Annotated in this window: 25 protein-coding genes; 23 read left to right on the forward strand and 2 right to left on the reverse strand. The window is 49.6% G+C overall.

The window, feature by feature from the left end; genetic code table 11:
* The 18 genes from MKX76_RS26535 (at position 1) to MKX76_RS26620 (ending at position 13,104) form a co-directional block, all read left to right on the forward strand.
* Positions 1-1,317 (forward strand): phage tail sheath family protein, encoded by a 1,317-nt coding sequence (locus MKX76_RS26535; RefSeq protein WP_007129579.1) that lies wholly within the window; start codon positions 1-3, stop codon positions 1,315-1,317.
* 13 nt (positions 1,318-1,330) lie between these two features.
* A complete protein-coding gene (locus MKX76_RS26540; RefSeq protein WP_144869686.1) occupies positions 1,331-1,801 on the forward strand; it encodes a phage tail tube protein in 471 nt (156 codons plus the stop codon).
* 35 nt (positions 1,802-1,836) lie between these two features.
* Positions 1,837-2,259, forward strand: coding sequence for a phage tail assembly chaperone (locus tag MKX76_RS26545; RefSeq protein WP_341034875.1), 423 nt, complete (start codon positions 1,837-1,839; stop codon positions 2,257-2,259).
* Positions 2,260-2,506: 247 nt separating this feature from the next.
* Positions 2,507-3,148, forward strand: coding sequence for a hypothetical protein (locus MKX76_RS26550; RefSeq protein ID WP_213614349.1), 642 nt, complete (start codon positions 2,507-2,509; stop codon positions 3,146-3,148).
* A gap of 54 nt (positions 3,149-3,202) precedes the next feature.
* Entirely contained in the window at positions 3,203-5,272 is a 2,070-nt protein-coding gene (locus MKX76_RS26555; protein ID WP_341034876.1) for a hypothetical protein, read from the forward strand.
* Entirely contained in the window at positions 5,265-5,945 is a 681-nt protein-coding gene (locus tag MKX76_RS26560) for a LysM peptidoglycan-binding domain-containing protein (protein ID WP_341034877.1), read from the forward strand. The genes MKX76_RS26555 and MKX76_RS26560 overlap by 8 nt, the downstream gene beginning before the upstream one ends.
* A gap of 4 nt (positions 5,946-5,949) precedes the next feature.
* Complete coding sequence (locus MKX76_RS26565) at positions 5,950-6,915, forward strand: XkdQ/YqbQ family protein (RefSeq protein WP_341034878.1); 966 nt, start codon at positions 5,950-5,952, stop codon at positions 6,913-6,915.
* 2 nt (positions 6,916-6,917) lie between these two features.
* Positions 6,918-7,256, forward strand: coding sequence for a DUF2577 family protein (locus tag MKX76_RS26570; protein WP_144869673.1), 339 nt, complete (start codon positions 6,918-6,920; stop codon positions 7,254-7,256).
* Entirely contained in the window at positions 7,253-7,657 is a 405-nt protein-coding gene (locus MKX76_RS26575; RefSeq protein ID WP_144869671.1) for a contractile injection system sheath initiator, read from the forward strand. The genes MKX76_RS26570 and MKX76_RS26575 overlap by 4 nt, the downstream gene beginning before the upstream one ends.
* Before the next feature lie 2 nt (positions 7,658-7,659).
* A complete protein-coding gene (locus tag MKX76_RS26580) occupies positions 7,660-8,718 on the forward strand; it encodes a baseplate J/gp47 family protein (RefSeq protein ID WP_341034879.1) in 1,059 nt (352 codons plus the stop codon).
* A complete protein-coding gene (locus tag MKX76_RS26585) occupies positions 8,715-9,269 on the forward strand; it encodes a putative phage tail protein (RefSeq protein ID WP_341034880.1) in 555 nt (184 codons plus the stop codon). The genes MKX76_RS26580 and MKX76_RS26585 overlap by 4 nt, the downstream gene beginning before the upstream one ends.
* Before the next feature lie 4 nt (positions 9,270-9,273).
* The gene (locus tag MKX76_RS26590; RefSeq protein ID WP_341034881.1) at positions 9,274-10,281 is read left to right on the forward strand and encodes a phage tail protein; all 1,008 of its coding nucleotides are present in this window, start codon (positions 9,274-9,276) and stop codon (positions 10,279-10,281) included.
* Between the two features lie 12 nt (positions 10,282-10,293).
* The gene (locus MKX76_RS26595; RefSeq protein WP_341034882.1) at positions 10,294-10,725 is read left to right on the forward strand and encodes a hypothetical protein; all 432 of its coding nucleotides are present in this window, start codon (positions 10,294-10,296) and stop codon (positions 10,723-10,725) included.
* A gap of 47 nt (positions 10,726-10,772) precedes the next feature.
* Positions 10,773-10,904 carry a hypothetical protein gene (locus MKX76_RS26600; RefSeq protein ID WP_007129592.1) on the forward strand — a complete coding sequence of 44 codons (132 nt, stop codon included), beginning with the start codon at positions 10,773-10,775 and terminating at the stop codon, positions 10,902-10,904.
* Positions 10,905-10,989: 85 nt separating this feature from the next.
* Positions 10,990-11,451 (forward strand): phage holin family protein, encoded by a 462-nt coding sequence (locus tag MKX76_RS26605; protein ID WP_007129593.1) that lies wholly within the window; start codon positions 10,990-10,992, stop codon positions 11,449-11,451.
* The gene (locus MKX76_RS26610; protein WP_341034884.1) at positions 11,448-12,074 is read left to right on the forward strand and encodes a peptidoglycan recognition protein family protein; all 627 of its coding nucleotides are present in this window, start codon (positions 11,448-11,450) and stop codon (positions 12,072-12,074) included. The genes MKX76_RS26605 and MKX76_RS26610 overlap by 4 nt, the downstream gene beginning before the upstream one ends.
* Positions 12,075-12,199: 125 nt before the next feature.
* Positions 12,200-12,658, forward strand: a complete 459-nt coding sequence (locus MKX76_RS26615; RefSeq protein WP_341034885.1) for a Panacea domain-containing protein — start codon at positions 12,200-12,202, stop codon at positions 12,656-12,658.
* An 11-nt stretch (positions 12,659-12,669) separates the two neighbouring features.
* Positions 12,670-13,104: a hypothetical protein gene (locus MKX76_RS26620; RefSeq protein WP_341034886.1), complete on the forward strand. Its 435-nt coding sequence runs from the start codon at positions 12,670-12,672 to the stop codon at positions 13,102-13,104.
* A gap of 41 nt (positions 13,105-13,145) precedes the next feature.
* On the opposite strand, the gene MKX76_RS26625 is transcribed toward MKX76_RS26620, so the two are convergent.
* Positions 13,146-13,361, reverse strand: coding sequence for a hypothetical protein (locus tag MKX76_RS26625; protein WP_341034887.1), 216 nt, complete (start codon positions 13,359-13,361; stop codon positions 13,146-13,148).
* Positions 13,362-13,431: 70 nt separating this feature from the next.
* Positions 13,432-13,842, reverse strand: a complete 411-nt coding sequence (locus MKX76_RS26630; protein ID WP_341034888.1) for a hypothetical protein — start codon at positions 13,840-13,842, stop codon at positions 13,432-13,434.
* An 882-nt stretch (positions 13,843-14,724) separates the two neighbouring features.
* On the opposite strand from MKX76_RS26630, the gene ppc reads away from it, so the two are divergent.
* The 5 genes from ppc (at position 14,725) to MKX76_RS26655 (ending at position 21,765) form a co-directional block, all read left to right on the forward strand.
* The gene (ppc, locus tag MKX76_RS26635) at positions 14,725-17,511 is read left to right on the forward strand and encodes a phosphoenolpyruvate carboxylase (protein WP_007133194.1); all 2,787 of its coding nucleotides are present in this window, start codon (positions 14,725-14,727) and stop codon (positions 17,509-17,511) included.
* A 263-nt stretch (positions 17,512-17,774) separates the two neighbouring features.
* On the forward strand, positions 17,775-18,344 hold the full coding sequence (sigW, locus tag MKX76_RS26640; protein ID WP_034274467.1) for an RNA polymerase sigma factor SigW: 570 nt from the start codon (positions 17,775-17,777) through the stop codon (positions 18,342-18,344).
* Positions 18,345-18,607: 263 nt separating this feature from the next.
* Positions 18,608-19,222: a zf-HC2 domain-containing protein gene (locus MKX76_RS26645; RefSeq protein WP_007133196.1), complete on the forward strand. Its 615-nt coding sequence runs from the start codon at positions 18,608-18,610 to the stop codon at positions 19,220-19,222.
* A gap of 259 nt (positions 19,223-19,481) precedes the next feature.
* A complete protein-coding gene (gene cdaA, locus MKX76_RS26650) occupies positions 19,482-20,309 on the forward strand; it encodes a diadenylate cyclase CdaA (RefSeq protein ID WP_007133197.1) in 828 nt (275 codons plus the stop codon).
* Complete coding sequence (locus MKX76_RS26655) at positions 20,302-21,765, forward strand: CdaR family protein (RefSeq protein WP_007133198.1); 1,464 nt, start codon at positions 20,302-20,304, stop codon at positions 21,763-21,765. The genes cdaA and MKX76_RS26655 overlap by 8 nt, the downstream gene beginning before the upstream one ends.

The raw sequence follows: 21,765 nt of genomic DNA on the forward strand, positions 1-21,765 counted from the left end.
ATGGCAGGAGGAACATGGAAAACGCAAAACAAGCAGCGCGCCGGTGTTTATATTACGTTTGAATCGACCGGGCAGTCACTGACCACTTTGGGCGAGCGCGGCGTGGTATCCTTGCCGTTGTCGCTGTCCTGGGGACCTTCCAAACAGGTGATTATTGTCGAAGCCGGAGCAGATACGAAGGATGTCCTGGGTTATGACATTTCGGCCCCGGAGCTGCTTCCGCTTCGTGAAGCGCTGAAACGGGCTAGCAAAGTCCTGCTGTATCGGCTGAATGCCGGCACTCCGGCGACGGCCACGAATACGGGCCTGACGGTGACTGCGAAGCACGGCGGGGCTCGCGGGAACGATATCCGGATTATCGTCCAGAACAATATCGACGAACCGGCAAAGTTTGACGTTATTACGCTGCTCGCCGGCGAAGTGATGGACACCCAAATCGTCGCTGAGATCGAGGAGCTGGCGGAGAACAATTGGGTCAAATTCAGCGGAACCGGCGCACCAGACGTCACCGCAGGCCTGAATCTAACTGGTGGGGCGGACGGCACCGTGACCAATGGGGACCATACCGATTACCTAACCACGATCGAGGGCTACGATTTCCATACGATCGGTCTTTTGACTTCGGACGCCACGCTGAAGCCGGTGTACACGGCAGCCATTAAGCGGATGCGGGACCAGGAAGGGAAGAAGGTTCAGGTGGTTATGGCCGATTACGCGGCAGCCGACTATGAGGGCGTGATCAGTGTCAAAAACGGCGTCATCCTCTCTGACGGGACCGTCCTGGACAAAGTAAAGGCTGTCGCCTGGGTAGCCGGCGCAACGGCAGGAGCTGCAGCAGATGAATCTCTGACGTATTCCGCTTATGACGATGCCGTGGATGTGGATGTCCGCTATACGAACAGCGAGATCGAGGCCGCACTACGTGCAGGGGAATTCTTGTTTATCCACTCATACGGTCGTGCAGTCGTCGAGCAGGATATCAATACATTCCGCAGCTTTACAGCGACCAAGGGGCCAGAGCGCTCCAAAAACCGAGTGCTTCGCGTCCTGGATAGTCTGGCCAACGATCTGAAACGGATCTTCGAACAGTTTTACATCGGCAAAGTGGATAACAACGTGGACGGCCGGGCTCTGTTCCGGAAGGAGATCGTCACCTACATTGATACGCTCGCCGGGATCGGAGCCGTGCAGAATTTTGACGCCCAGACGGATGTCACCGTCCAGCAGGGCAAGACGGCTGACAGCGTGTACGTCGAGCTCCGTGTACAGCCGGTTGACGCAATCGAGAAAATCTACATGCGGGTATTGGTCCGCTAAGGAGGGATAAGGAATGGCAGGCTTTTTGAGAGCACAGGACGCCATCTCTGGCCAGGAAGGGCGAGCATACCTCACGCTTGATAACAGGAACTATGAAATGTTCTATATCAAGACGTTGGAGGCGTCCGTAGAAAAGAATAAGTCGGAGGTACGTACATTAGGCCGCCGTGGAGTCCAGCACAAGACAACGGGATGGACTGGAACCGGGACGATGACCATTTATTATGTGACATCGTTTTTTCGGCAGATTATGTACGAATACATCAAATCAGGCAAGGATGCATACTTCGACGTTACGATCACCAATGAAGATCCATCATCCTCTATCGGGGCTCAAACGGTAACGCTCAAAGGCGTAAATCTGGACAGCGTGATCATGGCTGCACTGGATACCGAATCGGAGGCGCTGGAGGAAGAGGTTAGCTTTACGTTTGAGGACGTTGATCTTGGCCAAACGTTCCAGGAGCCAGTCCTGGGATCCTAATATAAAAATCTATCGAATAGAAAAGGAGAATAACAATGAGCGATCTTTCTATGTTTTTTGCAGGTAATGCAGCTTTGGAGGTAACAGAGGATTTCGTGGTATCGGAGCGCTTTAAGGATGCGGAGGGCAAGCCCGTTCCGTGGAAGCTGCGCAGCATCACCGAAGAGCAGAATAACGAGATCCGCAAGGCGTCTACGCGGAAGGTTAAAGGGAAAGGCGGGATCTACACGCCTGAACTGGATCCGAACGAGTACATGGCTAGATTGATGTCCAGCTGCGTCGTCTTCCCGGATCTGCAGAACGCGGATCTGCAGAAGTCGTACGGCGTTAAGGGTGCCGAGGTGCTTCTGCGCAAAATGTTGCTCCCTGGCGAGTTTGCTGCTCTCGGCGAGCGAGTGCAGACGATGAACGGCTTCGATCAGGACATTAATGATCTGGTGGAAGAAGTAAAAAACTAATCAACGAGGGCGACGGCGACGCGAACTATGCGTACTACGCCCTCCACGAATTGCACATCCTTCCTCATGAGCTCATGGCGATGTCGGTCCGGGAACGGGCCGCCATCTATGCCATGATCTCGATCCGGGTCGATAAGGAGAAGGCAGAAGCCAAGAAGCTAAAGGGCAGTAAAAGCAGAAAGCGGTAGACCTCGGGTCCCTATATTTGGTAGGATTAAAGTAATATTTTTCCGATAGGGGGATTCGAGTGTTTTATTTGGTCATGGCTCTTTGGCTCGTTGCCTCGGTTGTTGCAATAATTATGCTTGTTATGTGGATTGTTTCGAAGGCAAATAAGAGGGAATCAAAAAAGAAGGGGATTGCGACACTGTATTTATTTATTTCCTCAATCGCACTCTTAGTTATAGGTATCACAATAAACGCTAAGGAGATCACACCTGTTTCTAAGGTGAGTACAAGCGCTGGAGACGATAGTGCGCTAGAGGTTGTTATGGACGCAAATAAATTTAGTCGTATTTCTCCCGAGACGCTAATTCAGATAATGGGTGAACCTGAATCGAAAGAAGAAGCAGACTTTAAGTTATCGGAGACAAGATCATATAAATCAACGTATTATTTTTATGATAATAACAAATATGAATTTATGATCATTGATAACGAAGTCGTAAGGTTCACTTATAATGGGGGTTATAGAGAAAAAAGCGAAAACGAAAGAGAACTTTTTGCTAGCTTCAATATTAACCCAGGACCCAACGTTAAAAAAGTTGAAGATATCCCTAACGCTACCAGATACCAAATGGTAAATGATAAAATTGCTGATTTTTGGGTTTCATTTGGAAGCAATAGCACTATATACAAGGTGACTTACAATATGGATTATTTCTCCTGACGCCAAAATGATTTGGTGTCTTTTTTTTTTATTTTGCTCGAAAGGAGGTAGGTCATGACCACAGTATCCTCTACGCTGCAAATGTATGACGCCATGACAAGGCCGCTTAGGAACATCACGAATGCCCTAAACATCGTTATCCGAACCATGGAGCAGATGAACCGTGCAACGAGCCGGAATCATAACATCGACCGGCAGCTGGCTGCAGCAAAAAGAGAGATTGCATCTGCTGAGAGCCAGATTGCCGAAGCGATCGAAGAGTCAACTCGCCGGCAAGATCGATTTAATGATTCGGTGAGGCGAGGTCAAAGGGAGTCGGGGCGTTTGACCAATACGATCAAGGGATTGGTGGGAACCTATCTTACACTCCAAGGCGCGCAGGAACTCGGCGGAGCGACGATTGGCGGGGCAATGCAGCAACAGGAAATGGTGAACACCTTTACCTCTCGAACAGGCAACGAAGCGCTGGGTAGGGCCATTTATGACCAGACGGTCAATCAGGCCTTGAAATATGGGCAAGACGTTAATGCGAGCTTGCTTGGCAGTATGTCGTTCATGTCGGCGACGATGGACCCAAAGCAGCTAACCGAGATGAACAAACTTGCCATGCGCCTCTCCAAATTGAATCCGACCGAGGGCCTTGAAGGTGCAGCGTTCTCCCTAAAGGAGCTCCTGAGTGGTGACTATACCTCAATCTCAGAACGCTTCAACATCAGCAGAAGCATGCTGAAAGACAGCGAGGCACGTTTAGCTGGTATGAGGGGCGATGTAGACGGATTTATCAAGGGCATGGATAAGATGCTCGATCAGCAGAATCTGACCGAAGAGGCCTTTGAGAAGATGCTCGACTCCCCGGCGGCCAAATGGAACCGAGCCATTCAAACTTTCAAGTTTAACATGGCCTCAGCTGGGGAGGAGGGCCTGCAGTCGCTTGCTCCTCTATTCGATAAGATTAACGCCGGCTTCGAATCAGGAGCGTTCCAGGATACATTCGATATGTTGTCATGGGCGATCTCAGGAGCGGTTAGGACGCTCTTGTGGTTTTTGGAGACGGCGACCCAGGTATTTACGTTCATGCGGACCAACTGGCCGATTCTAGGACCGATTGTCTACGGCGTGGTTGGAGCGCTGGGCGCATTGGCTTTGATTATGGCTGTAAATAGGATCGCCATGATTGTCGGCGCAGTTGCGACAGGGATCCAAACGGCGGCACTGTTTATTCAAGCTGCAGCGGTTAATGGCTTGCGTGTGGCTTGGGCTGGTTTGAATACTGTTATGAAGGCGAATGTTTTCATTCTGCTGATTACCAGCATCATCGCTCTGGCCGTATGGTTGTATAATCTCTGGAAAACAAACGATCAGTTTGCCGCCGGCCTCATGCGTGCCTGGAATGCAATCTTAAATTTCTTCGATCAGATCCCGGTGTTTTTTACGTGGGTTGGCAACGGAATTTCTGATGCTTTTAATCAAGCCAAAGTGACTGTTCTAAAAATCGTTGATTCGATGGCGAACGGGGTCATCGATAGTATCAATAGTCTAATAAACGCGCTTAACTCATTACCTGGAGTGCACGTTGGCGAAGCATTGCAGCATATACAACTTGGTGCTGCAGCAGCTATTGAAGCAGAGGCTATCCGTCAGTCCAATGCAGCCAAGCTGGAAGCTGCGAAGGCTGGTGCAGCGGCCAAAGCAGCTGAACGCGAGGCGAAGGTTGTGAACTTCCTGGAGGAACGAGCCGCGAAACGAGCTGCAGAGCAGGCCGAAGCTGAACGGAAGGCAAAAGGCGCAGGCAAGGGCGGCGGAGCGGATTATAAGGTCCCGGCATCTGCTATGCCTGCCGTCGCATCCGATAAGCCGAATAAAAAAATCGATAAGGTCGGAAAAGTCGGCCAGGTCGATAAGATCAAGGGGAAGGTGGACATCAGCAGCGAGGATCTAAAGATCATGCGTGATATTGCCGAGATGAAGAACATTCAGAATTTCGTAACTCTGACGCCTACCGTCAATCTGAAGACGGGCAATATCAATAACAGCGGTGACCTGGATACGATTATCACCAAAATCAATACCCGGCTTGAGGAGCAGGTAGCGTCCAGCGCCAAAGGGGTGTATGACAATGGCTGAATATAGTATCGAATTGAGCTTTAACAACCGCGAGGTTGTGTTCCAGATCCCAGTGCTGCCAGAGGAGATCGAGATCGAGGGCGAGGGTGAGGGAGAAGAGCACAACGTCGCCGGTCTCGGTTGGATCAACGCGATCGACGCGCCAAAGCTTAAGGAGATCACATTTAGCGGTGTCTTTCCCGCCGATTTGTCCAGGGCGATCCAATCCCCAGGTTTCGATTCGCCTGCCGATTACATCATGCGGATTGAGGACTGGATGAACAAGAAAAAGCCGATCCGATTTATTTATATCAGTCAGGGCCTGAAGATCAACATCGCTGCATCTATTGAGGAATTCAGTTACAAAGAGGTCGGCGGAGCTCCTGGTGACTTTGAATATACCCTATCCCTTAAAGAGTACGTTTTCTACTCGGCCAAGAAGGTAACGATCGCGAAAACGAAAGCGGCAGCTGGCGGGAAGAAAAAGCAGGCTGCTGCCAAAAAGCCGGACCGTCCAGACGAGCGAGCCAAGCCTAAAACGGTAAAAGTCAAAAGCGGTGACTCCTTGTGGACGATCGCAAAGGCGCATCTGGGGGACGGCAGCCGGTACAAAGAGCTTATGAAACTGAACAACATCACGGAAGCACAGGCGAAGAAGTTGAAAGTCGGTACCGTGATTAAGTTGCCGGGGTGAGTCAATGAAAATCGTAATTGATAATAAGGACGGGAACGTCTGGGATGTAACCAATGTAGTCAAGGATATCCGGTACTCCACATCCCGGATCGGCAAGGCTTCCTCTTTGGAGTTTACTCTGATCGACAGCGGCATCTATCAGGATAAGAAATTTAAGTATCAAAACGGGGATATCGTCCAGCTGACGGACGGCACGAACAAGGTATTCATGGGGTATGTCTTCAAATTCGAGATGAGTCGAAACGGTGAGGCGAAGATCCTGGCCTACGACCAGCTCCGATATCTTCAAGCAAACCATACCTATGTGCTGACCAGCGTAACCGCGACGCAAATCATCCAACGGATCGCCAAGGATTTCAATCTGAAGACCGGGAAGTTGGTGGACACCAAATATAAGATCCCGAATTTTTATCAGGACAATCAGACGCTCATGGATATGATCTGCTGGGCCCTGGATAAAACGCTGATTCAGTACAGCACCAACTTCGTATTTTACGATGACTTCGGGCAGCTGACGCTCCAGAACGTCAACGATATGAAATACGGCTTTGTCATTGGGGAAGGCAGCTTGATGACAGACTTCACCTATTCGAAATCCATCGACGAGGACACTTATAACCACATTGTGCTGTACCGAGATAACGAGAAGTTCGGCAAACGGGAAACCTTTAAGATCGAGGACAGCAGCCGGATTAAGAAATGGGGAAAGCTGCAGCTTTATCAGAGCGTGGATGAGGATATGACCAAGGCGCAGATCAATGACCTGCTGACACGCCTGATCACGGCCAAGGACCGGGAAACTCGGAAGATGAAGATCGAGGCGATCGGAGACTTCCGGATGCGTGCGGGGATGTACGTCAATATCCAGATCTCGCGTTTCGGGATCAATAAATTTTTCCTCGTCGATGAGTGTACCCATCAAGTCTCCGGCGCAGATCACAAAATGACACTTGATTTAAGGATGGTGTAGGTATGCTGGATATCATCAAAAAGGCAGCCCTAGAAGCAGTGGGCGCTAGTAATCCAGTCGCCGTGCAAATAGGATCGGTCGTATCGATAAGCCCCCTGGAAATTAGCCTTGATCAAAGGGTAACTCTCCCAGAGGCTTTTTTGATTGTTCCGGAAACATTGACTCGCTATGAGATCGATTTGAGTCATGTTCACAAGATTTCTGGATCCCCGGATACGGAGAAGGCCCTAACGGATAAAATCGTCATACGCAAGGGGTTGGCCGTGGGAGACGCGGTGATTCTGCTTCGGGTCCAAGGCGGACAAAAATTTTTGGTGCTGGATAAGGCGGTGAGCGAATGATCCCTCAGAGCGATGTCGAAATGACAGATGAGGAACTGGAACCCGTCACGCTTCCGAGCCGGACGTACCGATTCGATCGAGCGAATGGCCGGATCAGCAGCCAAACGGTGGACGGGATCGAGGCCGTCAAGCAAGCCGTTTTCAAAATCCTCTCGACCCAGCGCTTCGAACATCTGATTTATTCCAGTAATTACGGGAATGAGATGGACCCTGGCGCTGTCCGAGGGCGGGCGGTATTTGAGTCAGAGGTTGAGCGCTGGGTGAAAGAGGCGCTAACCCAAGATGACCGGATCTCCTCCGTGAGTGGCTTTAGCTTCGAGTACGGCATGGATACTGCCAAGGTTCGGTTTTCGGTCGATACAATCGAATTCGGCACATATCAAGAGGAACAGGAGGTGTAGCGGTGTACGAGGATCAGACTTTTGAAAACATCCTGGAGCGAATGCTGGACCGGGTACCGGACGGGATCGATAAGCGCGAGGGGAGTATCATCTATGATGCCCTGGCGCCGGCCGCCGCCGAATTGGCTCAAATGTATGTCGAGTTGGACTTGAATGCGAATCTTCGCTTCCCGGATACGGCCAGCGGTGAATACCTGGACCGCTCCATCGCCTGGTCGGGTGTAAAACGAAAGCTGGCCAGCAAGGCGCAGCTCCGTGGTGTGTTTTATTCCGGATCCGGCGAGCTGCTGGACATCCCGATCGGCAGCCGCTTCAGCCTGGGTGAGCTGAACTATATCGCAGTGGAACGCATGTCTCTCGGATGTTACCGGATGGAATGTGAGACGGCGGGCTCAGAAGGGAATCGTCACTTCGGCGCACTCATCCCGATCGATTACATCACGGATCTGGGGCGCGGTGAGCTGACGGAGCTTCTGGTCGCCGGCGAGGACACGGAAGAGGATGAGGTCCTATACGAGCGGTACCAGGAGAAGGTATCCCGGCCGATCACGTCCGGCAACAGGTTCCAATATGAGTTATGGGCCCGGGAGATCAATGGCGTCGGCCGGGCTCGGGCATTTCCGCTTTGGGCTGGCCCTGGCACGGTGAAGGTCGTGCTGCTGGACAACGAGATGAAAGCGCCGGCGGCTCCAGTGGTGGAGGCCGTACAGCAGTATATCGATCCAACGCAGGACGGTATGGGTGAGGGGGCTGCGCCGATCGGATCCGTGACTACGGTTGTCGGGGCGACGGAGATCCCGATCAATATCTCGGTTAAGGTGACACTGGCCACAGGAGCAACCTTGGAAGAGGTTAAGGAGCAGCTGGAGCGAGGCGCTGCGGAATATTTCCGAGACTTGGCCTTTACGGACCCTCTTATCCGGTACACGCGGATCCAGGGAATCATTCTTGGGATCCCGCCAGTCATCGACTATTCCGACCTGCTGGTCAATGGCGAAGCGAAGAACATTGAAATCGGTACGGACGGTGTCGCGGTGCTCGGGACGGTGACGGTGTCATGAGTGGATCCGAACGGTTAAAGGGTTATCTGCCCGCATACTATGACGACGTGCTTGAGATGGAGCAGCTGGTCGGTACCGAAGGACCTGAAGTGGATCTACTCGCCTCTCGGATCGAGGAGCTGCTGGATCAATCTTATCCAGAGTCCGCAACCTGGGCGATCAGTCGGTATGAGCGTGACCTGCAGATCACGGCCGAAGCCGGGAAACCCATCGAGCAGCGGCGCTCCGTCGTTATCTCGAAGATGCGCGGCCATGGGAATGTGTCCGGCAGCCTGATCAAGAACGTAGCGCAGGCCTACGACGGCGGCGAAGTGGACGTATCGGTTACGCCGGCGGATTACAAGGTCACCATCACCTTCATTGATACGCTCGGGATCCCGCCGAACCTGGACGATCTGAAGAATGCGCTGAACGACATCAAGCCGGCGCACCTGACCCTGGAATATGAATTCCGGTTTCTGCTGGTCCGGGATGTCAATAACGTCATGACGTTTGACCAGCTCAAGCAGACGCCATTTTCAAAATTTGCTTTTAGAAGAACAGGAGGTTAACAGGATGCCAAGTCAGACACCGAATCTGGATCTATATAAGGTGAACGGTGAAACGGACGGGAATGACACGTTTAACGTTGACGTGGTTCTTAATGATAACTGGGATAAAATCGACGCCGCAGTTGGGCGGATCCAGGAGGATTTAGGGAATGTAACGGTCCCAGATGCGTCCCTTACTCAGAAGGGTATCGTGCAGTTGTCCAATGCCACGAACGGCACGCGGGAGAATGTGGCCCCTACTGAAAAGGCACTGAAAGCTGTGAATGACGAGGCGCTTGCGGCAAAGCAGCTTGGAGTTGAGCAGAAAGCGAATGTGGTTGCCGCGCTCAACTCCATAGGTGTAACGGCATCCACATCCGAAACATGGGCGCAGCTCATCCCAAAGATAGCAGCCATTATCCGAGCAACAGGAAATGCAACGGCAGCCGATCTATTGGCCGGGAAAAGCGCCTCTAATGCAAGCGGTCCTTTTAACGGTAGCATGCTTAACCGTGGTGCAGTCTCACAGACAATAACGACACAAAACGGATCATACACTATCCCTCAGGGTTATCACAACGGATTAGGTGTTATCAGGGCTGTGTTTGCCAATCTTATTGCTTCAAATATACGCAATGGTGTTAATGTAGGTGGAATTATTGGAACGCTGGTCGAAGGGAGACCCGTCATTAAGGGTTATGGTGTGGTTGATGTAAACGACAGCTACAGTTTAAACATCCCGATACCTCAAGGTTTCGTCCCTGGCATTGTTCGGGTGTGGCGGGACTACCAAGGCCAACCCGAAGGGGCTCCTGTCTATATAGGGATGGTACCACAAACAACTCCGGGACCTAACCCATGGCTTTACCGTAGTGATCGTGATTTAAGGTGGTACGGTGATGGCGGTAGTGGAATTTTTGGATTAGGCAACCCGTATAGACCTGATTGCGTGCGATTAGTTGGAGGGTTTGCTACGGACGGAAGTACAGGTAAACCTATAGGTAATCATTATGAAATACTTGCACTTAATTAGGAGGATAAGACTATGATTCAAATTGGTGTGATGATCTTCTACGAAGCCGACACCGGGCGCGTCATATCGCACATACCCGCCCAACAATACCCTGATGAGTTTCCTGTTCGCACAGTAGAGGATACTATCCAAAACTACCCACTATTGCGGGATAGAGACCCTGCAACGTATGGCGTGATTCAATTGGAATACGGCGAGCATCAGGAAGACTTTATGCTCGCCTCTTCTTTTCAGGTAGACCCAGAAACAAAGAAGATACTATTCACCTACCCGGATCCTAACAATCCAGAAGTTCCGCCAACACCACAGCCGCCACTCACGGAACAAGTGGCTATGCTGAAGCAGGAAAACACCTTGCTTAAAGCGCAAAACAATGCATTGACTGAAAGAACGGAATTTATCGAGGATGTCATCGCCGAGATGGCCCAGCAGGTTTACCAGTGATTCGCCGCTTCTTTTACTGGATACTCTCGAAAGGAGGTGACGGTGAGATGATGGCGATGTTTTTTGCACAACGTGTAATCCTGAACAAGACGAAGTTCAGCGAAGTACCAACATCCCTGCAGCCAGGCGTACGTGATATCCTGGTTGATAGTGGACTGGAATTCCTAATCGAAGAATAGATTCATCAGCAGCGCCGGAAGGCGTATTTTTTATGCCCTTGGAGTGGTCCAGGGGCTTTCATCTTATAATTTAGGGGGAAATCACTTGGATAAATGGAAAGCAATTTTCAGCTCAGCCGGAGCCGTTTTGGTGCCGGTTTTTGATTTTATGTATGGTGAGGGGGAAGCCGTAATTGCCATTATGACCGCCTTGCTCTTTTTCATCATTATGGATTGGCTGTCTGGCGTCCGCGCCGCTAAGCGTGATAATACGTATGGCAGCCGGTACGGCCTCGATGGCGTGGCCAGGACGTTCTTTATTTTGCTCCTGCCAGCTGGTGGCCATCTTCTTGACGTCGTCTTTAAGCTGCCGGGTATCATCTTCGGCGCGCTGGCCATCGGTACTCTATACCATGTCGTGCAAAGTATGACGGCTAACTCGATCCGGGCGGGATGGGGTGACCATCTGCCGTTGCCGGTCCTTAACGCGATCATTGAATGGGTGAAGTCGGAGCTGGACAAGAAGATCCAACGTGCCGAGCAGCGGAAAGGGGGAGCAGCAGAGTGACAAAGGTAAACATCGTTTACCCTGGCTTGAAATTTAAATATGCCCTAGATCCGCCACCTTCTAAGGTGGTTTATCTGGTGCAGCACCATATGGCTCATAAAACGTGGGGGATTCACGAGGTCCATGATTTCCATAAAAATCGGGGTTGGAATGGGATAGGATATAACTGGTGGATTGGGTTTGATGGAACCATTTATGAAGGCCGTGGCTTCCATTATGGGGCAGGGGTAGAAGGCCACAACCACGATTCACTCCATGTTGGGTACCAAGGTGATTTTACTCAGCAGAAGATGACCGATGCGCAGCTTGCATCAGGGATTGCTTTAAATATCTGGTTAATGGAAAAGTACCCGTCCGCCAAGGTTGTCGGCCACAAGGAACTAGCGTCAACCTCTTGCCCAGGTCAATATTTCCGGATGGCTGAACTGATCCAAGGGGTATCCAGAAAGGAGGGGGAGCCAGTGAGCAATCAAACCCGAGACATTAATATCGTCAGCCCGTGGGCGGCATCCAGTTGGGAAGCAGCTACAAAGAAAGGGTATTTTGATGGGACGCGCCCAGGCGCGCCGATTACCCGTGAGGAAGCGGCTGTTCTCATCATGCGGATGGAAAAAAAGAAATAAGAACAATACCCTACCGACTGCTAGCGGAATCTTTGTTCTCATAAGCTAATCCATGGAAAAATGTGGTTTACATCATGGTATCAGTGTGCAATAATTGCGATAGATACATCGAGGAGGTGTTTTTTATGCCGCGCGATATATTAGAAATCGCTGCAGCAGTAAAAAAACTGTACCTATCAATATTCAAAATGACCGAATTAGAAAATGATCTGACAGAGATGAAAATGCATAAGCTGCTTTATTTTTGTCAAAAGAGGCATTATGAGAATTTCGGGATCTGGCTTTTTGCCGACGACTTTGAAGGTTGGGTACACGGACCTGTAAATAAAAAGGTACGTAATAATTTTCATTTTCTGGATGAAAACGTAGTTACTAGTGACGAGGAAGAATACACAATTAGAGAAATAATTCATGAGTTAGGGTCTCTCCCTGCATGGACTCTGAGGGAATTATCTCATAATGATGAATGTTATAAGATTTCTCGACTAGGATTGAGTGATTATGATCAGGGCAACGTAATTATAGCTAAAGAAAACATGATCATGGACATGTTGGATATTGATGAAGATAGTGTACTGCAGTGAGGTGTCGGAATTTGACTGATCCAAAATGTAATGTGGGTAAAATATTTAAGTCGTTAGAGAAGTACTTTGATCCTAAGGCAGGAAGAATAAAGGTGAAGAGCCGCCCTGTACTGGTTATCGGTTATGAGAGGCATGCTCCATCTTATTTGAATATTGATTATGAACTTCTACCGATATCTAGCTTAAATAATATTCAACCTGACCCAGATTTTGACCTTTTAATTCCGTCGACGACTCAAAATGGTTTGGGATTAGACAAAACCAGCTATATAAGAACTCATAAAACTACTTGGAATCACTGCAAGCATATGAAAATTGATTCCGAAATAGGAGATTTAGCGAGTGAATTCCCTGAAATGTTTGAAAAGATCCTAGAGTTAAATGAAAAATGGGTACGTGATAGAAACGGTTCCAATATAGCAAAAAAGCAGGAAAGTGTATCTTAGGACTCAATAAAATGTTTCAAGGCGTTATAAGACCCTACCGGCTATGTGCTGGAAGGGTCTTTTTTCGGTTGAAATTGTATTAACCGGCTCACATGTTCAATCTCAGCTGCAGGTATCCAAACAACCCCGTTATCCATCCTCAGCTTTACATAGTCGGTACATTGCTCAGGAATACCTTGCCTTACTTCACCATCTTTTAGCCGAATCGTCACCGGCTGCTTCTTATTAATGGCCGCTTTCAATTCTCTGTGCCACACGTTCGTTAGCCTCCTTCAATCACAACTGTTAAATCGTCATTTCGGCGGCTATATTCAAAATCCTTCTTTACTAATATCGTTCTTTCAGCTGCTCCGGAAGGGTCGGATCTTGGAAGGATGAGATGTCCAACCCCATATACTTACGCATCATAACCGATGCTTCAGCAGAGATATATTCCCATCGGAGCTCGATCTGCGATGTGTAACCGCGACACATAAACTTTGCTTTTCTCCCGATCCTGGTTGTCTGCTCGTCGTATACTTTGATACCTTTCAGCCAAAAGTGTTTTTTTACCTCCATAAGATCTTTATGAGCTTTTTCGACAGCTCCTTTGATAACATCAACGTAAGGCCCTGGTGTCTTTAGTTGCTCCTGTATGTACCGGCTATCGCGCTCAAATGCGGTAATAATCATAGGTAATATAATATATCGCTTAACATAGTGACGGTCCTCGTTTGTAATTGCCTCGGCTATGCTCATTTAACACGCCTCCATATACGATCATACGTTCCATGATACATCTGCACAAAAGGGAAGACAAGTCTTGATAAGAACGTTTGTTCGTAGTACCATTAATATACATCTAAGGAGGGATTGGGTATGAAATGGGAGTACACTCTAGCCACCAATGAGCCTATGGATAGATCGCTTCTCAGGAGATATTTGGAGGAGAAGATTCATTTATATAAGCTGCCTTGCAAAATTACTATTATATATGGAGGGACTTCAACGTCATATTATATAGAAGCAAGTAATGTAAGAAACGGCGTTATGGTCATAAGTTGGGATAATCTCGCCAATCCAATGCGGAAGGAGTGGGATCGTGTATCTTAGAGAAAAAGGGCAACGAGCTGATTATTGTACATTCCAATCCAGCTCGTTGCCTTTTAACTTGGTTTCATAATGGGGCAAAAATGGGGCAATCTAATTATGTTTATTTGGATATCATAGGCATGCACAGACAATCCGCATTTAAAACAGTTGCTTATTTCATGGGCTTTTTGATACTATAGACAGACAGTGACAGGTCCTCAAACCAGCCTTCCAAGCTGGTAGCGTGGGTTCGATTCCCATCACCCGCTCCATAATATAGCAGGACATCACCATGTGTGATGTTTTTTTACATATCCGCACGATGTTTCTGCGAAGTGTTAATGTATTAAAGAGGAGACTTGCCAATGGCTTCAGGGCTTGTCGTATATGGGATGTTGGCGCTTTTCAAGGGAATGAATTTTGTCGATCTGGCTAATTTTTTCGGTTGAAAAGTGAAGATTTTCGCCCGCATTTATTGTATTATGTTAGGAAGGCGTTATGTTCTAGAGATAAACCGCGTAAAAAGGGCTTTGAGATGGGAGGAGTAGCATGACTGAACTTACAGTAACCGCAAAGAGTAATTCCAACAATCTGCTGCGGCGAGATGTACGGTTCCTTGGCAATATTCTTGGAGAAGTTCTTGTCCACCAAGGAGGCAACGAGCTTTTAGATATAGTTGAGAAAATTCGCGAAACGAGCAAATCGTTGCGATCCGTATTTCTTCCTGAATTGTTCGCAGATTTTAAGAGAATCATCAGCACGCTGGAACCGGACATCCGCCATCAAGTGATCCGCGCATTTGCGATTTACTTCCAATTGGTTAACATCGCCGAGCAGAATCACCGAATCCGCCGGAAACGCGATTATGAGCGCTCCGCTGGTGAAGGCGTTCAGCCGGGATCCATTGAAAGTGCGGTCCAGGATCTGAAAGAACGCAACATTCCTTTTGAAGAAGTTCAAGAAATTCTCGAAAATCTATCCCTTGAGCTGGTCATGACAGCTCACCCTACTGAAGCGATGCGCAGAGCCATTCTCGATATCCATAAACGGATCGCCGAGGATGTGATGCTGCTGGACAACCCAACATTAACATTCCGCGAAAGAGAACAGCTTCGGGAGAAGCTTCTGAATGAAGTGATTACACTGTGGCAAACCGATGAGCTTCGCGACCGTAAGCCGACCGTTCTGGATGAGGTCCGAAACGGAATGTATTATTTCCATGAGACGCTGTTTCACATTCTGCCAGAGGTTTATCAAGAACTGGAGCGTTGCCTGAATAAGTATTATCCGGGCCATCATTGGCATGTTCCGACGTATCTGCGTTTCGGATCGTGGATCGGTGGAGACCGGGACGGTAATCCTTCGGTGACGGCGGACGTGACCTGGAAAACCCTTGAGATGCAGCGTAAATTGGCAATCCGTGAATACCAGCGGATCCTGCGTGATTTCATGAAGTATCTCAGCTTCAGCTCGACCATTGTCAACGTATCCGACGAGTTGATTGCGTCCATTGAGAAGGACCGCCAAAACGTCACGCTGAAGAAGATGGAAATTTGGCACAATGAGAAAGAGCCGTATCGTATTAAGCTCGTTTATATGCTGGCCAAAATCAGTCATATTCTCGAAGACGAAATGACCGGCAGCGAGCGCTACGAGTCACCGGAAGAATTCATTGAGGATTTGAAGATCATTGACCGCAGCCTGCGCTTCCACTTTGCTGACTATGTCGCCGATACGTACATCCAGAAGCTGATTCGCCAGGTCGAGTTGTTTGGCTTCCATACCGCAACCCTGGATATCAGACAGCACAGCAAAGAGCATGAGAATGCGATGGCTGAGATTTTGCACAAAATGAACGTTACCAGTGATTACGTGCAATTAAGCGAAGATGAGAAGATTGCGCTGCTGAACGACCTGCTGAACGACCCGCGTCCGCTGACGACCCCTTATCAGGAGTACAGCGACAGTACGGAGGAATGCTTGGAAGTGTACCGTACCGTATTCCGTGCTCAGAAGGAATTTGGCGTGAAGTGCATTTCGAGCTATCTGATCAGTATGTCGGAGGGTGCAAGCGATATTCTGGAAGTGATGGTGTTTGCGAAAGAAGCCGGATTGTTCCGGAAGGATACGGACGGTACGGTAGTTGCCACCTTGCAGGCAGCACCGTTGTTCGAGACGATCGAGGACCTTCACGCTGCGCCTGAGATCATGCGTAAGCTCTTTAGCCTTCCGATCTACCGCGAAGCCGTAAGCGCAATGAATGACTTGCAGGAGATCATGCTCGGCTACTCTGACAGCAACAAGGATGGCGGAGCCATTACGGCCAACTGGGAGCTTCAAGTAGCGCTTAAGGAAATCACCGCGGTTGCCAACGAATTTGGCATCAAGGTGAAGTATTTCCATGGGCGGGGCGGATCCTTGGGACGCGGCGGCATGCCGCTGAACCGCAGTATTCTGGCACAGCCGGCGTCCACGATTGCCGGCGGCATCAAGATTACGGAGCAGGGCGAGGTCATCTCGTCGCGCTATTCCCTGAAAGGGATTGCTTATCGAAGCCTGGAGCAAGCCACCTCCGCGCTCATTACGGCATCGATCAATGCACGATATCCTGAAACCCAATCTGTCGATAAAGAATGGGAGGAAATCGCCTCCCGGATCTCGGAGGCAGCGCAGAAGAAGTATCAGGACCTGATCTTCCGCGACCCGGATTTCCTTAGCTTTTTCAAAGAATCGACGCCGCTTCCGGAAGTGGGCGAGCTGAATATCGGTTCCCGCCCATCGAAGCGCAAGAACAGCGACCGTTTCGAGGACCTGAGAGCCATTCCTTGGGTGTTTGCATGGACCCAGAGCCGTTACCTCCTCCCGGCATGGTATGCGGCTGGTACGGGCTTACAGAGCTTCTACCAAGGCAAGGAAGAGAATCTGAAGGTGCTCCAGAAGATGTACACGGACTATCCGTTCTTCACGTCGCTGATTGATACCCTTCAGATGGCACTTGCCAAGGCGGATCTTATCATCGCTAAGGAGTACTCCTTAATGACGAAGGACGATACGTCACGCGAGCGCATCTTTGGAATGATCCAGGAAGAGTTCAACCTGACGAAGGACCTCGTCCTCAAAATTACCGGACAGCAGGACATCCTGGATAATCAACCGGTCCTGCAGGAATCGATTCGACTCCGCAATCCTTACGTCGATCCGCTTAGCTACCTGCAGGTACAGTTGCTCAACGAGCTCCGCAGCTTAAGAGAGCAGGGGCAGGATGACGCGGAGCTGCTTCGCGAAGTGCTGCTCACGATTAACGGCATTGCCGCAGGGCTTCGGAATACGGGCTGATGCGGGCCCTGGCTGGGATCGATCGTTATAGCACAGCAAGACAAAGATCTCGATGAACAAGGCGAGGCTCACTCGAGCCTCGCCTTTTTTTATACCGGATGGATCGCTCCTTATTCATCTTGGGGAGAATGGGGCATGATAGACTTTGATCCATTCGAAATTTTCGGTTGGATTTCTAATAGTTGTTGATTTTTAGAAACAGTTGAATTACCATTTGAATGATGCTTTTAAAACGTTACCCATCAGACCATTCTGGGGGAGTTATGGTGGAAAATTTGGATGTAAGACTGGCAAAGCTAGCCCGCAAAGGCGATCAGCGAGCTTTTGCCGAAATTGTGGAACTGTACAAGGATAAGATCTTTCATTTAGCATACCGAATGCTAAGCAACCGCCATGAGGCGGAGGACGTCGTACAGGAGACGTTCTTGCGTGTCTATAAAAACCTGGATCGTTATGACGAAAACCAGAAATTCTCGACCTGGATCTACCGGATCGGGACGAATCTTGGTATAGACCGGCTGCGAAAACGCAAGCCTTCTTTCTCGCTGGATGCGGAACTGAACGACAGTGACGGTATGGACGGTTATTCCCTCATCCCGAGTGACAATCGCACACCGGAGAGTGAAACGCTTCTGTCGGAAACGCAGCGGATCATCCACCAGGCGATCGAGGGGCTTCCGGCCAAGTACAAAACGATCATGATCCTGAGATATATACAGGATTTATCGCTGCAAGAGATTAGCGAGATATTGGACTTGCCTGTAACAACGATCAAAACGCGAGTCCACCGTGGACGTGAGTTCCTTAGGAAAAAGCTGGAGCATAAATTGTAAGAAAAAGCCGGGCCACCGGAGGGTGGTTTTTTCTTGCTGACCTCAAGACGGCGCCTTAGTTGACGTTGTCGCTTATGATGCGGGCCAAGAATCGGTAAGGGCTGATTCCCACGATTCAGCGGACTCTGCAGACAAAATTGTTTTTTATCCGAAAATATTTGAAACATCCGTGACTCCTGCACGTATGAACAATAAGCAAGTCTTATGTCCCCGGTCGGGGAATGGACCCAGCAAAGAGATTGAACGAAAGGATTGGCTCACAAATGGATTGCAAATTAGCCGTCTCTTTGATGCATGATTATCTGGATAATGACTTGTCCGAGCCGAAGCAGCTTGAATTGCAGCAGCATTTGCAGGAATGCTCCGAGTGCCGAGTCAATTTCGAGAAGCTGGAGCATACCGATATGCTTCTATTTTCCTTAACTCATCATGCGACGAAGCCATCAGATGATCTAGCAGACCGCATTATGGGCATGCTGCCTAAGCCGAAGAAGCAGAAGGCATGGGTTACCTGGGTTAGGAATCATCCTGCGCTTACGGCGGCAGCCATGTTTGTCGTGGTCATGCTCTTTAGCACCATCAGCTTCTGGAACCAAGAGAACCAGCTGGTTGTTAAGAGTGATGAATTCGAGAAGCTGGTGATTGAAGGTGACACGGTCATCATTCCTGCCGATCAGGTCATTGCGGGAGATATAACCGTTGAGAATGGGAAGACTAAGGTCTATGGCCAAGTGAATGGCAATCTCACGGTCATTGACGGGGAGTTGTTCCAGGCCTCCACCGCTCATATAGCAGGTCAAGTTAAAGATATTGATAAGGCAATGGATTGGATATGGTACAAAATCTCCAATCTGTTCACAGATGTCGCTTACCGATAAGAATCGCCTGCACCTTACTGAATACAAGCGCCTCTTTTCAGTGAAAAGACGGCGCTTCTTTTATTACAAAAATCTGCAGAAAGCAGGTTATGGACGAGGCATTCGCTTGCATCGGAAAGATTAACGTTATAACCTAGAGAGTGTAGAGTACATACTACATATATAGTCTCAAGCGTTATGCATGAGGACGTTCAAAAAGTTCCCAGTGAGGGGCAGATTTTTTGAACCCGCACTTAATGGAATTGACGGGGGTTGCTGTATGGAGTATTTCACGGATATGACCTGGGGAGAAACCATCAAGGATATAATCGATATTCTTATCGTTACCTATATTATATATCAAATGATTCTGCTCGTTCGGGGCACAAGAGCTGTGCAGCTGTTGAAAGGAATCTTGGTACTGGTCGTTATTTGGGCGCTCAGCACCTGGTTCGATCTGTACACGCTCAAATGGCTGATGAATCAGATCTTCACGTTCGGGGTGCTGGCCATCTTTATTATTTTCCAGCCAGAGCTTAGACGTGGACTGGAGCAGCTTGGCCGCGGTAAGTTCTTCGGACGAACGGCGGACGCCGATGAAGAGACCCATAAATTAATTAGCGAAACCATTAAGGCCGTTAATTATTTGTCGAAGCGAAAAATCGGTGCCCTCATCGTATTTGAGCGGACAACCGGTCTCAATGAGTATGTCGAATCCGGCATTCCGATGCGATCGGTGATCAGCTCGGAATTGTTCATTAACATTTTCATACCGAACACGCCGCTTCATGATGGAGCGGTTATTATCCAGAACGGACAGATTGCCGCGGCGGGCTGTTACTTACCCTTATCGGAGAATCCTTTTATAAGCAAAGAGCTTGGTACCAGACACCGCGCAGCCATAGGAATCAGTGAAGTGGGGGATGCGATCTCGGTGGTCGTATCGGAGGAGACCGGTCAAGTATCGTTAGCATTGAATGGGCAAGTGGTTCGGGATATCAAGGAAGAATCCCTCATCTCCAAGCTGTATGAGGAGATGCGTCCTGCCGCATCCACGAAGGAGAAACGCACGTTCTTCTGGAAACGGAAGGAGGGCCGTAATGGATAAATGGATTAAGAACAATACAGTCAGCAAGCTGATTGCATTGGCTGTCAGCATCTTGTTGTGGGCGATGGTTCATATGGACAGCGGCTCGCCTCCTCCCCCGACAACCTTCTACGATACCCGTGTGATTGAAGGGGTCAAAATTCAAACCTACGGGTTCGATGATGGCGAATATGCTTTAACGGGTATCGACAAAGACCGCGTGACGCTGGAAGTGAGGGGCAAACGGTCCAACATCACCCTGTTTACGGATGAGTACAAAGTAAAGCTTGACCTTAGCAATGTGAAGGAGCCCGGTACCCATACCCTTCCTTTAACTGCTTCCGTGCCGAACGGAGTGGAGGTCGTATCGATGGATCCCAGCATGGTTACGGTGACCGTAGAGAAGCGGGTCTCCAAGTCGGTGACGGTAAGTATTGGCACGAAGGGCGAGCCAGCCAAAGATTACCGGGCCGGGACACCCGTGCTGATCGACCCACGCCAAGTCACGGTGACGCTGCCGGAATCCAGGATGGAGAAGCTCGGTCAGGTGAAGGGGAATATTGAGCTGGACGGAGCCAAGGAGAACATTACGGAGAAACGCGTCAAGCTGACGGCATATGATAAGGAAGGCGTTGTGATGGAGGATGCGGTCATCGAGCCGAGCAGCGTAGCGGCCGAAGTGCCGATTGAGCCTGCCTTTGTGACGGTGCCGCTGGAGCTGAAATATACGGGAAGATTGGCCGAAGGGCTTGTGCTTTCCAAGGTGGATCAAAAGGTCAAGGAAGTCAAGTTGTTCGGGAGCAAAGAGGCGCTTGCAGGAGCAGAGACCTATATCGAAGCGATTGTGGATTTGTCTGAAATTAACAAATCAGGAACAACAGTACTTACGGCCGACTTGACGCCGCCTGAAGGTTTTGAGAAAATCGAGCCGAGCTCTGTCGAAGTTGAGGTTACGGCCGTATCGCATGGCGAACGGGTCATTAGCGGAATCCCGATAACCTTAAAGGGAGTAGCTTCGGGCCTGGAAGCTGTTATCCTTGAGCCCGAGGAGAAGTCGATATCACTTACGCTTACCGGAGCGCCCGACCTGCTGAATAGTCTGACTCCCGAAGATATCGGGGCTCAGGCCAATCTAGCCGGGTTGAAGGCGGGTATGCATGAAATTCCGCTTCAAATTACGCTTCCGGATTTCATTAATCGAGCCGACAGGAATCGACTGGTTGTGAAGATCGAGCTGAAGGACAACTCTACGCCGGTTACAACCAACCCGGGAACCACGCCGAAGGATGACGGCAAGGATAAAGACCAGACCGATCCGCCGAGTACCGGAACAGGCAATGAGCAGGGGAATCAAAGCGTAGCGCCGCCCGTAAATTCGGGAACGGATGCCAGCGGAAACGAAGAGGAACCGGCCCATCCACCGGCAGATGGAAGTGCTGACGATGGGGATACGGGTACAGAAACACCGAATGAGTGA

The sequence above is a fragment of the Paenibacillus sp. FSL R5-0810 genome (assembly GCF_038002285.1).
Taxonomy (GTDB): domain Bacteria; phylum Bacillota; class Bacilli; order Paenibacillales; family Paenibacillaceae; genus Paenibacillus_AQ; species Paenibacillus_AQ lactis.

What these genes read in the sequence shown, in the direction of transcription:
- MKX76_RS26535 (WP_007129579.1), top strand. Translation starts at nt 1, where the DNA reads ATGGCAGGAGGAACATGGAAAACGCAAAACAAGCAGCGCGCCGGTGTT.
- MKX76_RS26540 (WP_144869686.1), top strand. Translation starts at nt 1,331, where the DNA reads ATGGCAGGCTTTTTGAGAGCACAGGACGCCATCTCTGGCCAGGAAGGG.
- MKX76_RS26545 (WP_341034875.1), top strand. Translation starts at nt 1,837, where the DNA reads ATGAGCGATCTTTCTATGTTTTTTGCAGGTAATGCAGCTTTGGAGGTA.
- MKX76_RS26555 (WP_341034876.1), top strand. Translation starts at nt 3,203, where the DNA reads ATGACCACAGTATCCTCTACGCTGCAAATGTATGACGCCATGACAAGG.
- MKX76_RS26560 (WP_341034877.1), top strand. Translation starts at nt 5,265, where the DNA reads ATGGCTGAATATAGTATCGAATTGAGCTTTAACAACCGCGAGGTTGTG.
- MKX76_RS26565 (WP_341034878.1), top strand. Translation starts at nt 5,950, where the DNA reads ATGAAAATCGTAATTGATAATAAGGACGGGAACGTCTGGGATGTAACC.
- MKX76_RS26570 (WP_144869673.1), top strand. Translation starts at nt 6,918, where the DNA reads ATGCTGGATATCATCAAAAAGGCAGCCCTAGAAGCAGTGGGCGCTAGT.
- MKX76_RS26575 (WP_144869671.1), top strand. Translation starts at nt 7,253, where the DNA reads ATGATCCCTCAGAGCGATGTCGAAATGACAGATGAGGAACTGGAACCC.
- MKX76_RS26585 (WP_341034880.1), top strand. Translation starts at nt 8,715, where the DNA reads ATGAGTGGATCCGAACGGTTAAAGGGTTATCTGCCCGCATACTATGAC.
- MKX76_RS26590 (WP_341034881.1), top strand. Translation starts at nt 9,274, where the DNA reads ATGCCAAGTCAGACACCGAATCTGGATCTATATAAGGTGAACGGTGAA.
- MKX76_RS26595 (WP_341034882.1), top strand. Translation starts at nt 10,294, where the DNA reads ATGATTCAAATTGGTGTGATGATCTTCTACGAAGCCGACACCGGGCGC.
- MKX76_RS26600 (WP_007129592.1), top strand. Translation starts at nt 10,773, where the DNA reads ATGATGGCGATGTTTTTTGCACAACGTGTAATCCTGAACAAGACGAAG.
- MKX76_RS26615 (WP_341034885.1), top strand. Translation starts at nt 12,200, where the DNA reads ATGCCGCGCGATATATTAGAAATCGCTGCAGCAGTAAAAAAACTGTAC.
- MKX76_RS26630 (WP_341034888.1), bottom strand. Translation starts at nt 13,842, where the DNA reads ATGAGCATAGCCGAGGCAATTACAAACGAGGACCGTCACTATGTTAAG.
- ppc (WP_007133194.1), top strand. Translation starts at nt 14,725, where the DNA reads ATGACTGAACTTACAGTAACCGCAAAGAGTAATTCCAACAATCTGCTG.
- sigW (WP_034274467.1), top strand. Translation starts at nt 17,775, where the DNA reads ATGGTGGAAAATTTGGATGTAAGACTGGCAAAGCTAGCCCGCAAAGGC.
- MKX76_RS26645 (WP_007133196.1), top strand. Translation starts at nt 18,608, where the DNA reads ATGGATTGCAAATTAGCCGTCTCTTTGATGCATGATTATCTGGATAAT.
- cdaA (WP_007133197.1), top strand. Translation starts at nt 19,482, where the DNA reads ATGGAGTATTTCACGGATATGACCTGGGGAGAAACCATCAAGGATATA.
- MKX76_RS26655 (WP_007133198.1), top strand. Translation starts at nt 20,302, where the DNA reads ATGGATAAATGGATTAAGAACAATACAGTCAGCAAGCTGATTGCATTG.